The following is a 14,233-nucleotide window of genomic DNA, read 5'->3' as shown; positions in this document are numbered from 1 at the left end:
ATGATTTAAGAGCCGATTCTAAAATAAAAAAGCCGTCCCAAAATAACGGAACGGCCATACTATATATTTTTAGTAGAATCTATTCAAACAAATTCTCATCCCTGATAATCATCAAAATGGCCGAGTGCGGCAAAATGATGTATTTCTCTTTATTAAATTCAATTTCGTGCCCGCTTTTATTTAAATAAATAGCCAGATCGCCAATGTGCGTTTGCAGCGGAACATATTTCACTTCATCCTTTTTTTCTTTCCACGCCTCTTCTTCTTCGCTCACTGCCGGAATCGGGTAACCCGGCCCAACTTTTACAATGTAACCACTTTGCACTTTTTCGTTTTCCTGAACCGATGGCGGCAAATACAAACCCGACTTGGTTTTTCCCGACGGATTTTTTGGTTTTACCAAAACACGGTCGCCAACCATTATAAATTTTTCCAGATCCTTTTCTTCAATTATTAACGACATAAACAATACATTTTATGTTGACAAAGATAAGAGAATTCGATCTTGCCAAAAAAAATGTTTGTCGTCGACGAATTTTTTTTGCGCTGAAAATCACATGTATTCTCAAGCAACCACTATTTACAATTCGAATTATTTGACTTATTGTTCTATTTTTCCACACACTGCAAATATGCTTAAAACCCTCTTTATCTGTTTTTTACGAATTTTATCAAAAAATATTTTCAAAAAATATACTACTTTGTTTTGCATAGTACCATTTTTTGTCCTTATATTTGCAATACAATGTTCAGGCTATAAGCAAGTACATTTTTAAAAAAAGTTCTAAATATTTTGTAACGAATTAAAATTTCAGGCGTCTTAATATCGAAAACAAGAAAACAGAACGAGAAAACAAGAAACAAAAAAGTCAAGCAAAACAAGAAAACAAAAACGGAAACAGGAGGAAAAGTCATGAAAACAAGAAACAATGTTCAGAAAGCAATCACAAAATCACTGGCGGTTATTATTAGTTTGGTTTTGATCAGCATTACAGTTAATGCACAAGATTTTTGGAGGACCGTATTAGAAAACAACAGCTTCAGTCAAATAGCCATGGTTATGACAGATAACTCTGAAGCGAGCACAGCATCAACAGATGCAACAGCAACAACTGATATGAGTGCATATGCCAAATATGCCGAGGTAGAAACAGAAGAAGCATTAGATGTAGAAAACTGGATGCTTACAGAGAACACTTTCTATTCAACTGTAAGTGTTGCTACCGAAACAGAAAGCGCTCTTGAAGTTGAAAACTGGATGACCAACGAAAGCTTTTTCGACGGAATGGCAAGCTACTTTAAAGTAGAAACTGAAGAAGCACTGGAAGTAGAAGACTGGATGCAAAATACCGACTACTTCGGAGTTCCATCAGTAAACATTGAAGAAGAAACAGAAACCGGTTTGGAACTGGAAGCCTGGATGACAGACGAAAAAACCTGGAACATCTAATTACGAATAACTCATTTTACAAAAAAAACCGCTGCTCTAATTTAAGAGCGGCGGTTTTTTATTGCCTTGTTTTATGATGTCATTTCGAACGTAGTGAGAAATCTGTCAAAACTTAGCTTGAGAACTACAGATTTCTCACTTCGTTCGAAATGACAAGTTTTTTAAATGAACTGTCTAAGTTATCGGATAATCATCGTGAATATCGGTAAGTACTTCGCAACCGGTTGGTGTTACCAAAACGGTATGCTCGAACTGTGCCGACAGTTTATTGTCGATTGTTCGTGCCGTCCAGCCATCGTTTTTATCAATTACTGCTTTTGGTTTTCCCTGGTTGATCATCGGCTCGATGGTAAAAATCATTCCCGGTTTCATTTCTGGTCCAGAGTTTCTACGTGAGGCATGATCTACCTGAGGTTCTTCATGAAACTCTATACCCACACCGTGTCCGCAAAACTCGTAAACCACACTGTAACCTTGTGCTTTGGCATAACGCTGAATGACAAAACCGATGTTTCCAAAACGGTTACCGGGTTTTACCTGCTCAATTCCTAAGTCGAGGCAATGTCCGGTAATATCAATCAAATCTTCTGCCTGTTGACTGATATCTCCCACCGAAAACATACGCGATGTATCTCCATAGTAGCCATTCAAAATTGTGGTGATATCAATATTCAGAATATCCCCTTCTTTTAAAACAGTTTCTTTTGAGGGAATACCATGGCAAATCACATTATTTAACGAAATACAACTCGATTTAGGATAACCGTTGTATCCTTTGGTCGCAGGAATAGCTCCATGGGAACGAATAAATTCCTCTATTTTATCGTCGATAAATTCAGTGTTTACTCCAACTTTTACGAACTGCTCGGCAAAATCGAGTGCTTTTGCTGCCAGCTTTGCACTTTGCCTGATGCCTTCGATCTGCTCCGGAGTTTTAATTATTATTTTTCCCATTAATCGTTATATTTTGCTGCAAAATTGAACATTTGTTGTTGATTTTCAAAAACCGAACAATAAATTTGCGAAAAAGTTTACAAAAAGAACGAAGTTGGAAACACTAAGATAAAAGACTACTTCCAAGGTCGTACTTCGAGCTTCAAATCGTTTTAGCATGAAACACAAACAGGAATTAACCACAAAATCATACTTCATTAACCGTTTTGGACAACTTTCTACGTCCTTCCTTTTTTGGCAAATGCAGGACATTGCCTGGGAACATGCCGAAAAATTAGGATTTGGTTTTGATAATCTCCAAAAGGAAAAACAGTTTTGGGTGTTATCGCGCCTACTGGTTAAAATAAAACGCCGCCCGCAGTGGGGCGAAAAATTTACGGTTGAAACCTGGCCGGCAGGAATCGATGGATTACTTGCACTTCGCGACATTCATTTTATCGATGCCAACGGAGAAAGTATTATTAAAGCGACTACCAGCTGGCTGGTGCTCGACCAGAATACCAAACGGATTGTAAAGCTGGAACTCGGATCGATTCCTTTGCACGACGAACGGGTTTTGGAAATGAATGCAGGAAAAGTAAAGCCGGTTAAATCGGAAGACGAAGTGGTTTTTACCCCGGTACTTTTTAACGAAATCGACGTTAATCAGCATTTTAACAGCGGACGCTACCTCGAGCGAATTATCGACAGCTACGATTTTGAGTTTCACAAAACAAACGAACTTATCGAGTTTGAGGTGAATTTTGTAAAAGAAGGAACTGAAAACGACCGCCTGGGAATTAAGAAACAAATAATTGATAAAAATAATCATATTTGCAGTGTTGTTCGCGAAAGCGACGGAGCCGATCTGATTCGCGCCCGATTGGTTTGGAGCCCGCGGAAACAGGCTCTCTGAAACAACAGTTCTTTCAAATCATAACAGTCTCTTTTTCTTTTAGGAATAAGTAGGACAAAATGATCAAAAAAAAATCAGGCAATTTCAAACGTTTGCATTGATTTTTGGCAGCTTATTTTGAATTATTTATAACAACAAAAGCCAATAATTAAAGATTTATTAAAGCTTTAAACTGGCTGCAATACTTAAAAGGAAATGAAGAGATTATTATTGATTTTTGTGCTTGCCGTTGGAACATTCCTGAGCCAGGCTAAAGAAGTTACTTCTCCAAACGGAAAAATGAAACTCAACTTCGAATTATCGGATGGCACACCGGTTTATCAACTTCAGCTAGAAGACAAAACAATTATTAAATCCAGTAAACTTGGCCTCGAATTAAAAGATGCCGAACCACTGCTGACCGGATTTACTATTGCCGACAGTAAAACTTCCACTTTCGACGAAACATGGGAACCGGTTTGGGGCGAGCAAGGCGAAATTCGTAACCATTACAACGAATTGGAAGTGACTTTATACCAGTCGGCCACCAATCGGAAAATGATCATCCGTTTCCGTGTTTTTAACGACGGACTTGGTTTTCGTTATGAATTTCCCGAGCAAGACAACCTGATTTATTTTGTAGTGAAAGACGAGCGTTCCGAGTTTGCCATGGACGGCGATCACACGGCATATTGGATTCCGGGTGATTACGATACGCAAGAATACGATTACACCACATCGAAGTTGTCGGAAATTCGTGGTTTAATGGAAAAAGCGATTACGCCAAATACATCGCAAACACCAATCTCGGCAACGGCAGTTCAAACCGCTTTAATGATGAAAACCAACGATGGTTACTACATCAACCTGCACGAAGCAGCACTGATAGATTATTCGTGTATGCACCTTGAACTCGACGATAAGAACATGGTATTTAAATCGGTTCTAACTCCCGATGCACAGGGAAATATGGCCTACATGCAGGCGCCCTGCACTACACCATGGCGTACAGTTATTGCCGGCAAAAAGGCCGGTGATATTTTACTTTCGAATATCACCTTGAATTTGAATGAGCCTTGCGCTTACGAAAACACCGACTGGATTAAACCGGTGAAATACGTTGGCGTTTGGTGGGAAATGATCACCGGAAAAAGTTCGTGGGCGTACACCAACGTGCCAAGTGTAAAACTGGGTGAAACGGATTATTCAAAAACCACTCCTAACGGTATTCATGCTGCCAACACCGAAGAGGTAAAAAAATACATCGATTTTGCATCGGCAAATGGGTTGGATGCTGTTTTGGTTGAAGGCTGGAACGAAGGCTGGGAAGACTGGTTTGACAAATCGAAAGACTATGTTTTCGACTTTGTAACCCCCTACCCCGATTTTGATGTTGCTGAGTTGCGCGACTACGCAAAAAGCAAAAATGTACACCTGATGATGCACCACGAAACTTCGGGTTCTGTGCGCAACTACGAGCGTCATTTGGATAAGGCTTACCAGTTTATGGCCGATAACAACTACAACTCAGTAAAAAGTGGTTATGTTGGTGATATTATTCCACGTGGCGAATACCACTACGGACAATGGATGGTAAACCACTACCTGTACGCACTAAAAAAAGCGGCCGATTATAAAATAATGATAAATGCGCACGAAGCGGTTCGTCCGACCGGATTGTGCAGAACTTACCCGAATCTGATCGGGAACGAATCGGCACGTGGAACCGAGTACGAAGCTTTTGGCGGAAATAATGTTGATCACACCACTATTCTACCGTTTACCCGCCAGATTGGTGGCCCGATGGATTATACTCCGGGTATTTTTGAAACGCATGTTAGCGAATACAATCCGGGTAATAATTCGCAGGTTAGAACAACTATTGCGCGCCAGTTGGCTTTGTATGTAACTATGTACAGCCCGTTACAAATGGCTGCTGATCTGCCAACAACTTATGAGAAATATATGGACGCATTTCAGTTCATAAAAGATGTAGCTCTCGATTGGGATAAATCGTTGGTACTGGAAGCAGAACCGGGTGATTATATTACTTACGCCCGAAAAGAAAAAGGCAGCGAAAACTGGTTTGTGGGCCGCACAAACGACGAAGAAACCCGCACTTCAGAAATCAGTTTTGATTTCCTGAATCCGGATCAGAAATATATTGCAACGGTGTATTCCGATGCAAAAGATGCCGATTGGAAAACCAATCCGCAAGCTTATGAAATCAAAAAATATTTGGTTTCAAGTAAGTCGGAATTAAAACAGCAATGTGCTCCCGGCGGCGGTTATGCGATTAGCATTGTTCCGGTTTCTGACAAGTCAGAATTAAAAGGACTAAAAAAGTTATAAGGCTAAAAAAGACAGGAGCTCACATCAAGTGAACTCCTGTCTTCTTTCTATCCTTTTTTCAAGTGGTACTGTAGTTTTATTTCAGCACGTTCTTCCTCTCCCAGCGATTTCATATATCCTTTCCAGCCCGGACACCAGTTAATATGCCAGCGCCAAAAACGGCCGGCAAACGATTTAGGTTTTTCATCGTACTTGGCACGAAGTTTACAATCTGCGCAATTTGATTCAGCCATAATAGTTCGGTTTAAATGATTATTGATTTCTCCTTTTACGAAGCTTGTTCCAATAGTTTCAAAATTTCACCAACTTTTTCCTCCATCGGCAGATGCCCGTTCACCCAGTGAATTTTTGTTCCCCGCTTTTCCATTCCCCTGAACCAGGTCATCTGACGCTTGGCAAACTGATGGATGGCAATTTCCAGTTTGCTGAACATTTCATCAAAAGTTAAATCGCCAATTAAATGCAAAGTCAGAAATTTATATTCCAGACCATAGTAAATCAACTGCTCCGGTGTTAATCCTGAATCGAGCAATGTCTGCACTTCATCTAACATTCCCTCATCCAAACGCTGTTTTAAGCGGGTTGTAATTCGTTGGCGTCGCATTTCGCGGTCGAAATCAATCCCGACGTTTAGACTGTTTATCTCCGGCATTTCCGAATCCTCCTGCGGATGTTCGCGATAATAATGTTCTATTTCTATCGCACGAACAGCTCGCCGATCCGTTTCTACATCCGTCTCGTTGTGCAACTCCGGTTTTAACTTTTTCAGGATTTCAGTTAGTTCCTCCAGACTTTTTCCTTCCAATTCTTTGCGCAATTCTTTATTCGGTGGCACCTCAATCAATCGATAATTTCGAAGAACAGCCTCCAGGTACAATCCGCTGCCACCACACAAAACCGGAAATTTTCCGCGCGATTGAATCTCTTTAAAAACCTCAATAAAATCGGTCTGAAAACGATAAACATTGTAATGCACTCCGGCAGCTTCAATATCCACTAAATGCGATGGAACTTCCACGTCATTTACAAAATAATCAGCGTAATCTTTTCCGGTTCCCAAATCCATTCCACGGTATACCTGGCGCGAATCTGCCGAAATTACTTCTCCGTTTAATTGTGCGGCCAAATGTGCTGCCAATCCGGTTTTTCCGGTTGCTGTTGGACCAAGTATTGTAACTAAATTGATTTTCAAAATCCCGTTGTTTTAACTGCAAATTAACGAAATATAAGTGGCTTATCCATTCATTTAAACACTTATTAAAATTTTTAATAAATCATGTTGTGTTATTACAATTTTTTAGCAAATTGCTTTAACTTTGAAGCCGGTTCGTACTGAAGTTGTTTAAAATTAAAGTAAGACGATGATTAAAGAAGCATGTGTAGAATCGTTTACCGAAGCCAAACTGGCGCAGGAAAAGGGAGCTAATAGAATCGAGTTGTGTTCCGACCTGGCAAACGATGGACTAACTCCGGATTTTGAAACAATGAAAAAAGCCTGTTCGGAACTTGACATTCCGGTTATGACAATGGCTCGTCCGCGCGCAGGCAATTTTGTGCATTCGGCTGAAGAAATCGAACAAATGAAAACGGCTATTGATCAGGCAAAGGAAGCCGGTGCTGCCGGTATTGTTTTCGGATTGTTAACTGACGAAAATAAAATTGATGAAGCCAACACGCGTTTGCTGGCCGAATATGCTAAGCCGCTTCCTGTAACTTTCCACAAAGCGATCGACGAAATGGAAAATCCGGTTGAAGGAGTGAATGTTTTGAAAACCATTCCGAATATTAAACGTATTCTTAGCTCGGGAGGAAAAGCAACTGCGATTGAAGGACAGGAAGTGATTCGTCAAATGATAGCCGCTGCTGAAGGAAAAATTACCATTCTGGTTGCCGGAAAAGTTACTGCTGATAATGTAACGGAAATTCAGCAAATTACCGGAACTACCGAATTACACGGTCGCAAAATTGTTGGCGATCTTACATCGAAAGAATAAAAATCAAATAAAAATTAAATAATCAAACAATGAAAAAGTTATTGGTAATAATACCGGTTTTTCTGGCATTTATGGTAAATGCCCAATTGGAGCACGAAATAACGGATTACGTGTGGCCAACCGATCAGGCGGTGCTTGACAAATTAGAAGATTGGCAGGATTTAAAATTCGGATTGTTGATGCACTGGGGAGCGTACAGCCAGTGGGGAATTGTTGAATCGTGGTCGATTTGCCCAGAGGATTATGGATGGTGCGAACGAAAAAAAGGAAGTAATCCTGATGATTATTTTACTTACAAAAAAGAATACGAAGACCTGAAATTGTCGTTTAATCCAACCGGATTTAACCCAGATAAATGGGCAAAAGCAGCTGCTGATGCAGGTATGAAATACGTGGTTTTCACCACCAAACACCACGACGGATTTTGTATGTTCGATTCGAAATACACCGATTATAAAATTACCAGCAAAGAGAGCCCCTTCAGTGTGAATCCAAAAGCAAACGTTGCCAAAGAGGTTTTCGATGCTTTTCGTAACGAAGGATTGTGGGCCGGTGCATATTTCTCGAAACCAGACTGGCACAGCCCGGATTACTGGGATCCTAAATTTTCTCCAATGGACAGAAACGTAAACTACGATCCTGCCGCCCATCCTCAAAAATGGGAAAATTTTGTACAGTTTACGCAGAACCAGATAATGGAATTGATGACTGACTATGGGAAAATAGATATCCTGTGGCTCGACGGAGGTTGGGTTTCAAAGAAATCTCCTGAACAAATAAAAAACTACTACAATCGTGTTGCAGAAAATGCGACTTCAGGATTTCCAATTTCGCGTGCAGTAAATCAGGATATTCGAATGGATGAAATTGCAGCCAAAGCCCGCGAAAAGCAACCGGGTTTGATCGTTGTTGACCGTGCGGTAAAAGGTCCGAACCAAAACTACCTGACTCCGGAAAACAAAGTGCCGGAAACTCAACTTCCTTACCCATGGGAAAGCTGTATTATTGCAGGTGGCGGCTGGTCGTGGGTTCCTGATGCCAAGTTTATGTCTCCAAAACAAGCCATACATATGTTGGTTGACATTGTAGCTAAAGGCGGTAACCTCTTGTACAATATTGCTCCCGGTCCTGATGGAAGATGGCCTGAAGGAGCGTATACACTGCTAGAAGAAATGGGCGAATGGATTAATGTAAATGGTGAAGCGATCTATTCTACACGCGCCATTGCACCATACAAAACCGACAATATTTGTCTGAGTCAGCAAAAAGATACAAAAGCTGTGTATGCTATTTATCTTGAAGAAGAAGACGGCAGTGGACTACCGGCTTCATTCACAGTAAAAGGAATTAAAGCGGCTAAAAATGCCAAACTTACCCTATTGGGTGCCAAAGGATACTTAAAATGGCAAAACACCGACGAGGGAGTAAAAGTTACAATCCCGGCCAGCATCAGAAAAAACCTGCCTTGCGATTTAGCCTGGGCAGTTAAAATATCAGCTATCCAATAGCATTGAAAAGGAGGCGTTTAAACTGCGCCTCCTTTTTATTTTCATCTCCCAAAAGACATTTTACCCCAACATTAACAATCCCTTCTCAAACATGCTCTACAACATATATTCTGAAATTTTACCCTATTTTCGCGCGCTTTAATTGTATGGTCTATTGAACAAATAGTCTTTTTGAATTTTAATAATAATCCAACGGAACGAGGATTTAGAAAAATGTGAACACATTTCTGTTTTCCGGCAAAAGCGCCGGAGTCTCCTACCATCCGGGTTTAAATCCACAACAGAAAATAAGCAGAACGAATGAAATTTGAGTTTAAATTTATAGATAAGAAGCAGGGAAGTATAAAAGATGATATTCTGTCCGGACTAACAGTGTCGCTGGCGCTGGTACCCGAGGCAGTTGCTTTTGCTTTTGTTGCCGGCGTTTCGCCAATTGTTGGTTTGTACGGCGCATTTATGATGGGACTGATCACTTCCATTTTTGGAGGTCGTCCGGGAATGATCTCCGGCGCTACAGGAGCCATGGCCGTTGTTATGGTTAGCCTTATTCAAGAGGGAAATGCCATGGGCGACGGACAAGGTTTGCAATACTTATTTGCCACCCTCGTTTTGGCCGGAACAATACAGGCACTTTTTGGCGTTTTTAAACTCGGTAAATTTATTCGTTTGGTGCCACACTCGGTAATGATGGGCTTTGTAAACGGACTTGCCATTGTTATTTTCCTGTCGCAGCTGAATATGTTTAAAACCGGCGGCGAATGGTTAAGCGGAGCACCTTTATACACCATGCTGATTCTGGTTGCTGTTACTATGCTGATTATGATTATTTTGCCAAAAATCAGCAAAGCCATACCGGCCGCACTGGTTGGAATTTTGGTCGTTACGGCAGTTGTAATCTTCGGAAATATCGAAACAGAAACAGTAAAAAGTTTTATCCAGAGTGGCGGTGGCGACAGTATTAAAGCCGGATTACCAACTTTTAATGTACCGATAATTCCTTTTAATCTGCACACTCTGGAGTTGATCTTTCCTTATGCGTTGATTCTTGCAGCTGTTGGATTAATAGAATCGTTAATGACATTAAACCTGGTTGACGAATTGACAGAAACACGTGGTAGTGGAAACCGCGAAGCAGCAGCACAAGGGCTGGCAAACATCGTTAACGGCTTTTTTGGCGGAATGGGTGGTTGTGCCATGATCGGACAAAGTATCATCAACATAAAATCTGGTGGTCGTGGCCGTTTATCAGGTATTTTTGCTGCCATTATGCTGCTGATGTTCATTCTGTTTGCATCAACTTATATCGAGATGATTCCGATTGCAGCACTGGTTGGCGTAATGTTTATGGTGGTAATCGGAACCTTTGCCTGGAGTACTTTCAAAATCATCAATAAAATACCGGTTTCCGACCTCATCGTAATTATTCTTGTTACGGGTCTTACTGTGGTTTTCGATCTTGCAATTGCAGTATTGGCAGGTGTTGTTGTTTCGGCACTGGTATTCTCGTGGGAGAACGCAAAACGTATTCGTGCACGTAAATCAGTTGATCAGCACGGAATAAAACACTACGAAATTTACGGCCCGCTATTCTTCGGGTCTACAAGTCAGTTTTTAAGCAAATTTGATGCTCAAAACGATCCCGTCGAAGTAATTGTTGATTTTAAAGATTCGCGAATTATGGACCAGTCGGCCATTGAGGCGATTAACAAACTGGCCGAGCGTTATCAAAAAGCAGGTAAAACCATTCACCTGCGTCACCTAAGCCACGATTGTATTAAACTGGTGAAAAAGGCAGAAGCCATCTGTGATGTGAATGTGGTGGAAGATCCAAACTATTTTGTAGCCATCGACAATTATAACAAGCTAACCAAACTGCAGGCAAGTTTAAATGCAACCTCAAAATAAAAAGACTGTCTTTAAGATATAGAAAAGCTTATACGGATTAGCTTTGAAAGCGGCCTGAAACAATAAACAATGTTCAACTTTCAGTTTTAGGCTGCTTTTTTTTGCGCTGTTGAAAATGTTTCGAGTCGCCCCATTCGTCGTATCCGATTTCGGAACCGGCCATGTGAATACGCGCTTCCAAACAATTCCGACACAATTCTGCATCCTCGTCCAAACACGGTTTATCCTCGTAAAGCTGGTATTCTTCGCGATATGATGTTGGTGTTAAATTCGGCATAATTACGTTTGCACCAATTGCAAGCGCTTTTTCACGCCCGGCCGGGTCAATTGCCTGAAGCGCCGTTGCAGCAGCAATATTTATATCGGGCATCAATAAGCGTAATACAGCAATCATATTCAGCGCCAGATCAAATCGTTCCTGCTTTGTTTTTAGCAGGTGACGGTGTTGATATAGGGGTGTATCTTCGTGCTCGATGTATGGCCCCATTCCGCACATGTCAATATCGAGTTTCTTGAAAAACAAAAGGTCGTCGGCAAGATGTTCGTAGGTTTGAAATGGCAAACCGATCATCACTCCGGTTCCAACCTGGTAACCGGCAGTTTTTAAACTCGCCAACGCTTCCAAACGTTTCTCAAATGAATGGATCTCATTTTCAGGATGAATCTTGTAGTACAATTCCCGGTTCGACGACTCGATACGCAACAAATAACGATGCGCTCCACTCTCGAACCAACGTCGATAGGTATCCACACTTTGCTCACCACAACTTAGCGTAATTCCTAATTCTCCGTTCGAAAGCTGCTTGATCTTTTTCAGCAAACCATCTACCCGCTTAACAAATGCCGGCGACGATAATTCGCCTGATTGCAACACCACCGACGCAAAGCGATTTTCCCAGGCAAAACGGCACGATTCGAGGATTTCGTCATCGCTTACATCATAACGAATGACTTTGTCGTTTCCTTTCCGAATACCACAATACAAACAGTCTTTGGCGCAGATATTCGAGAACTCAACCAATCCACGGAAATAAACCTTATTCCCGGTTTCCTTTACCTTCACTTCCTGCGCACGTTTCAACAACTCAGTGCGGTCATTGCCTGTGGTTTTTAGCAATTGTATGATTTCCTGTTTGTCCAAACCAAATAAATTGAGCCACAAAAATAATGCTTTTCTTTTCAATAAGGCTCAGGAACAAAACGGGAGGCTATGTTTTAGAACTACGTTGCATAACATCAGCACTTTACCACATTTATCATGTTCGCCAATTGAAATTAAAGTTACTTTTGTGCCATAATCCTGCGGGAAGGCCACGGCTGACTTTAGGGAAAACGATAAAAGATCAAGGATTAACGATGAAGGATTAATCATTGATCTGCTTTCCATGTATTTCCCGTAGAATTTATTTGTAAAACCAAAGTTGATGTTGTTGACGGAAATTAAACTTCTGTCTTCCAACTGCCAACTTCTAACTTTTAAAGATGAAACGACTGGGTTTTGTGGGAATAATTATCGAAAACCGCGAAAAATCTTCGGGGAGCGTAAACGAGGTACTGAGCCAATTCTCCGAACTTATTTTGGCACGTACCGGCTTGCCCAATGCTAAAGAAAACTATTCTGTAATTACACTGGTAATCGATGCAACAACCGACGAACTCGGTATGCTAACCGGGAAACTGGGCAACCTCCCGGGCGTATCAGTAAAATCAGGTCTTGCAAAAAAATAGAAGAATATTAACTGATCTTTTAACTCAAAAAAATATGTACAACGTACCTGCCGATTTTATAAACGAAGCCAAAGTTTGGGAAGCCCTGGAACAAAACAAAAATCCCGAACCGGCAAAAATTAAAGAAGTACTGGCAAAAGCCGCCGAAATGAAAGGTTTAAACCTGGCTGATGTGGCAGTATTAACGGGTATCAGCGATCCTGAAATGCTGGCCGAACTTTTTCAAACCGCCAACACGGTGAAGGAAACCATTTACGGCAAACGTCTGGTACTCTTTGCACCACTTTATATTTCCAATTTATGTGCGAACGAATGTTTGTACTGCGCGTTCAGGGCCACAAATAAGGCGATTGAAAGGCACGCACTTTCGCAGGAACACATTGCCCGCGAAACAGAGGTGCTCATCAACCAGGGACACAAACGTATATTGCTTGTTGCAGGAGAATCTTATCCGAAAAGGGGGTTCGATTATGTGCTGGAATCTATTCGAACGATATACGGCGTGAAAAACGAACACGGAGAAATTCGTCGTGTGAACATTAATGTTGCACCACTAACAGTTGACGAGTTTAAACTGGCAAAAGCAGAGGGAATTGGCACTTACCAGATTTTCCAGGAAACCTATCATCGCGAAACCTACCAAAAGGTACATGTTGGCGGTAAAAAACGCGATTACAATTGGCGGGTTTGGTCGTTGCACCGTGCTATGGAAGCCGGCATCGACGATGTGGGAATTGGCGTGTTATTTGGCCTTTTTGATTACCGTTTTGAAATACTGGCCATGATGCAACACATTTTTGAGTTGGAAGAAAAATTTGGAGTGGGGCCGCACACCATTAGTGTTCCGCGTATGGAGCCAGCTACCAACAGCGACATTGCTTCGCATCCGCCGTTCCCGGTTTCGGATATCGATTTCCGTAAGATTGTAGCTATACTTCGTTTGGCGGTTCCTTACACCGGTATTATCATGTCGACTCGTGAAACGGCCAAAATGCGCCGCGATACTTTTGCGTTGGGAGTAAGTCAGATTTCGGCCGGAAGTAAAACCAATCCGGGCGGTTATGAAGAGGATGACGCGATTTCAGGACAGTTTAGTCTTGGCGACCACCGCCCGCTTGATGAAGTGATCCGCGATGTGGCATCAATGGGTTATATTCCGTCGTTTTGCACAGCCTGCTATCGTTTGGGCCGTACGGGACAGGACTTTATGGACCTTGCAAAACCCGGCGACATCCGCTTACATTGTGCTCCCAACGGACTTAGTTCGTTTAAAGAATACCTGCAAAATTATGCATCGCCAGAAACCCGTGAGATTGGAGAAGAACTGATTCGCGAAACAATTGCCGGAATGAGCGGAATTGCAAAACAACGTGCCGAAAAACTGGTTAACCGTGTTGCGGCCGGTCGCGATGATGTTTATTGCTAAAAAAGCTACGAGACACGAGCGTTAAGTGACGAGCAACAGTAA

At 41.6% G+C, this 14,233-nt stretch carries 13 protein-coding genes; 8 read left to right on the top strand and 5 right to left on the bottom strand.

Features of this window, described 5'->3' with window-relative positions:
- Positions 1-79: 79 nt before the first annotated feature.
- Entirely contained in the window at positions 80-463 is a 384-nt protein-coding gene (locus SLH46_RS05740) for a co-chaperone GroES (protein WP_320280202.1), read from the bottom strand.
- Between the two features lie 450 nt (positions 464-913).
- On the opposite strand from SLH46_RS05740, the gene SLH46_RS05735 reads away from it, so the two are divergent.
- Positions 914-1,450 (top strand): hypothetical protein, encoded by a 537-nt coding sequence (locus tag SLH46_RS05735; protein WP_320280201.1) that lies wholly within the window; start codon positions 914-916, stop codon positions 1,448-1,450.
- Between the two features lie 174 nt (positions 1,451-1,624).
- Here SLH46_RS05735 and map read toward each other — a convergent pair whose 3' ends face one another.
- Positions 1,625-2,404 carry a type I methionyl aminopeptidase gene (gene map / locus SLH46_RS05730; RefSeq protein WP_320280200.1) on the bottom strand — a complete coding sequence of 260 codons (780 nt, stop codon included), beginning with the start codon at positions 2,402-2,404 and terminating at the stop codon, positions 1,625-1,627.
- Between the two features lie 157 nt (positions 2,405-2,561).
- On the opposite strand from map, the gene SLH46_RS05725 reads away from it, so the two are divergent.
- Together SLH46_RS05725 and SLH46_RS05720 are read left to right on the top strand one after the other, a co-directional pair.
- Positions 2,562-3,299 (top strand): acyl-[acyl-carrier-protein] thioesterase, encoded by a 738-nt coding sequence (locus tag SLH46_RS05725; protein WP_320280199.1) that lies wholly within the window; start codon positions 2,562-2,564, stop codon positions 3,297-3,299.
- A gap of 195 nt (positions 3,300-3,494) precedes the next feature.
- On the top strand, positions 3,495-5,630 hold the full coding sequence (locus SLH46_RS05720) for a glycoside hydrolase family 97 protein (protein WP_320280198.1): 2,136 nt from the start codon (positions 3,495-3,497) through the stop codon (positions 5,628-5,630).
- A 47-nt stretch (positions 5,631-5,677) separates the two neighbouring features.
- Here the strand turns inward: SLH46_RS05720 and SLH46_RS05715 are convergent, their stop codons facing one another.
- A complete protein-coding gene (locus tag SLH46_RS05715; RefSeq protein WP_320280197.1) occupies positions 5,678-5,863 on the bottom strand; it encodes a hypothetical protein in 186 nt (61 codons plus the stop codon).
- Between the two features lie 35 nt (positions 5,864-5,898).
- Complete coding sequence (gene miaA / locus SLH46_RS05710) at positions 5,899-6,822, bottom strand: tRNA (adenosine(37)-N6)-dimethylallyltransferase MiaA (RefSeq protein ID WP_320280196.1); 924 nt, start codon at positions 6,820-6,822, stop codon at positions 5,899-5,901.
- A 169-nt stretch (positions 6,823-6,991) separates the two neighbouring features.
- Between miaA and SLH46_RS05705 the strand changes: the two genes are divergently transcribed.
- From SLH46_RS05705 to SLH46_RS05695, 3 genes are all read left to right on the top strand, one after another.
- Positions 6,992-7,624, top strand: coding sequence for a copper homeostasis protein CutC (locus SLH46_RS05705; RefSeq protein WP_320280195.1), 633 nt, complete (start codon positions 6,992-6,994; stop codon positions 7,622-7,624).
- A 29-nt stretch (positions 7,625-7,653) separates the two neighbouring features.
- Positions 7,654-9,132: an alpha-L-fucosidase gene (locus SLH46_RS05700; RefSeq protein ID WP_320280194.1), complete on the top strand. Its 1,479-nt coding sequence runs from the start codon at positions 7,654-7,656 to the stop codon at positions 9,130-9,132.
- Between the two features lie 300 nt (positions 9,133-9,432).
- Positions 9,433-11,037: a SulP family inorganic anion transporter gene (locus SLH46_RS05695; protein ID WP_320280193.1), complete on the top strand. Its 1,605-nt coding sequence runs from the start codon at positions 9,433-9,435 to the stop codon at positions 11,035-11,037.
- Positions 11,038-11,110: 73 nt separating this feature from the next.
- On the opposite strand, the gene hydE is transcribed toward SLH46_RS05695, so the two are convergent.
- Complete coding sequence (gene hydE, locus SLH46_RS05690) at positions 11,111-12,199, bottom strand: [FeFe] hydrogenase H-cluster radical SAM maturase HydE (protein ID WP_320280192.1); 1,089 nt, start codon at positions 12,197-12,199, stop codon at positions 11,111-11,113.
- A gap of 320 nt (positions 12,200-12,519) precedes the next feature.
- Here hydE and SLH46_RS05685 point away from each other — a divergent pair, with 320 nt between their 5' ends.
- Both SLH46_RS05685 and hydG read left to right on the top strand, forming a co-directional pair.
- Positions 12,520-12,765: a TM1266 family iron-only hydrogenase system putative regulator gene (locus tag SLH46_RS05685; protein ID WP_320280191.1), complete on the top strand. Its 246-nt coding sequence runs from the start codon at positions 12,520-12,522 to the stop codon at positions 12,763-12,765.
- 34 nt (positions 12,766-12,799) lie between these two features.
- Positions 12,800-14,191, top strand: coding sequence for a [FeFe] hydrogenase H-cluster radical SAM maturase HydG (hydG, locus tag SLH46_RS05680; RefSeq protein ID WP_320280190.1), 1,392 nt, complete (start codon positions 12,800-12,802; stop codon positions 14,189-14,191).
- Positions 14,192-14,233: the final 42 nt, after the last annotated feature.

The organism is Draconibacterium sp. IB214405, from assembly GCF_033963885.1.
Classification (GTDB): domain Bacteria; phylum Bacteroidota; class Bacteroidia; order Bacteroidales; family Prolixibacteraceae; genus Draconibacterium.
This window is presented reverse-complemented; position numbering and strand designations above follow the sequence as displayed.